Source organism: Mesorhizobium sp. M7A.F.Ca.US.014.04.1.1, assembly GCF_003998745.1.
Lineage (GTDB): Bacteria > Pseudomonadota > Alphaproteobacteria > Rhizobiales > Rhizobiaceae > Mesorhizobium > Mesorhizobium ciceri.
The window spans coordinates 1-1717 of record NZ_RZRW01000877.1 but is presented as its reverse complement, the minus strand read 5'-3'; the positions used below and the strand labels follow the sequence as shown (position 1 = coordinate 1717).

The window sequence follows — 1717 nt, the reverse complement described above, 5'->3', positions numbered from 1 at the left end:
CTGCACGGCCTGCCCCGCCTTGTCGCGAACGGTGCCGCTGGTGCCGGGGATTTGCGAGCCGAGCAGATCGTCGAGAAGCTTCTTGGGATCGAACATTCAGTGCCTCCAGGATTTGCCCGGCCAACGGGCGGGTTTCGAACGTCGAAGACGTAGGTCCCGAAACTTGACATTGCAATGACAGGCAGCCGCTTTGCAGCAGCACGATGCTGGATCAGGAGCCGATATGCGGCCCCCTGCCCCGCGCCTGCGCAAGCTCGACCTGGCGCTGGCGCTCGGCATAACGCTGGCGGTCCTCGTCCGAACGCGCATCGAAGCAATGCGGGCACGAAATACCGGCAGCGAATTTGGGCGACGTCAGCTCGCCCGGCGTCAGCGGGTGGCGGCAGGCGCGGCACAGTTCCGCGTCGCCCTCGGCAAGGCCGTGCGACACCGAAACCCGCTCGTCGAAGACGAAGCACTCGCCTTGCCAGAGGCTCTGTTCGGCCGGAACCTCCTCGAGGTATTTGAGGATACCGCCCTTGAGATGGAAGACATCCTCGAAGCCGAGCGATTTGACATAGGCGGTTGCCTTTTCGCAGCGTATGCCGCCGGTGCAGAACATCGCAACCTTGCGGCCTTCGAGCTCCGCCCGGTGCGTTTCCACCCAGGCCGGGAACTCGCGAAAGCTTGCGGTGGCCGGGTCGATCGCACCCTTGAACGTGCCGATCGACACCTCATAGGCGTTGCGCGTGTCGATGATGACAGTGCCGGGCTGCGAAATCAGAGCGTTCCAGTCGGCCGGCGCGACGTAGGTGCCGGCACTTTTCGAAGGATCGATGTCATCGACACCCATGGTGACGATCTCGCGCTTCAGCCGCACCTTCATGCGATGGAACGGCATGTCCGCGGCCGCGCTGTACTTGACCTCGAGTCCGGCAAGCCCTTCGATGGCTTCGAGATACGCGATCAGTTCGGCAATTGCCGTCTCGCTGCCGGCGACGGTGCCGTTGATGCCTTCATGCGCCAGCAGCAGCGTGCCCTTTATGCCGCGCCCGCAGCAGAATGCGGCGAGCGGCGCGCGCAGTTCTTCGAAAGCGTCGAGCCGGGCAAACCGGTAGAGCGCGGCGACGCGAAGGAGTGGAAGTGATGTCATCGCCGAAGCCACTAGACGCTCGAGCAAGCCGATTCAAGGCAAAGCAGGCATCCTGTTCGGCGGGTCACTGGCGCAAATCTGCACCATGGGTGAATTTGTACCATAGCTGAGATCAGGGAGTCAAGAAAAAATTCCTATCCTGAAAAGCCACCGGGACCAAAGCTGTCGGCACCATCGAGCCGGCAGCCACCCTTGTCAACTTGGGCTTGGCGAGTATGGGCGACGCGTGACATCGCGACACGGCCGGTTTCGTGGACAGGAAAACGGCCTTCTGCTAATCGGTTGAATTGTCCCACGCCACGGAGAGACACATGCCCAGCAAGACCGAAAAACTTCTGTCGCTCCTCAACGGCCAGCCCGTCATCCCGGTGCTGAAGATCTCCGATGTCGCCAATGCCGTGCCGCTGGCCCGCGCTCTGGCGCGCGGCGGCCTGCCTGCGATCGAGATCACGCTGAGGACCGCCGACGCGCTGGAAGCGATCCGGCGGGTCGCTGGTGAAGTCGAGGAAGCCATCGTCGGCGCCGGCACCATTCTTGATGCCAGGCAGTTCGAAGAGGCGGCCGCCGCGGGCTCGCGCTTCATCG

General features: G+C 63.2%; 1 protein-coding gene and 2 pseudogenes. 1 reads left to right on the top strand and 2 read right to left on the bottom strand.

Annotation, left to right across the window (positions count from 1 at the left end):
- A pseudogene (locus tag EOA22_RS39245) lies at positions 1-96 on the bottom strand (tellurite resistance TerB family protein); the annotation flags it as partial.
- Between the two features lie 115 nt (positions 97-211).
- On the bottom strand, positions 212-1132 hold the full coding sequence (locus EOA22_RS32610; protein ID WP_013529741.1) for a rhodanese-related sulfurtransferase: 921 nt from the start codon (positions 1130-1132) through the stop codon (positions 212-214).
- A 311-nt stretch (positions 1133-1443) separates the two neighbouring features.
- Between EOA22_RS32610 and EOA22_RS32605 the strand changes: the two are divergent.
- Positions 1444-1717, top strand: a pseudogene (locus EOA22_RS32605) (keto-deoxy-phosphogluconate aldolase); the annotation flags it as partial.

Coding starts and splice junctions, on each gene's coding strand:
- EOA22_RS32610 (WP_013529741.1), bottom strand. CDS start 1,132: ATGACATCACTTCCACTCCTTCGCGTCGCCGCGCTCTACCGGTTTGCC.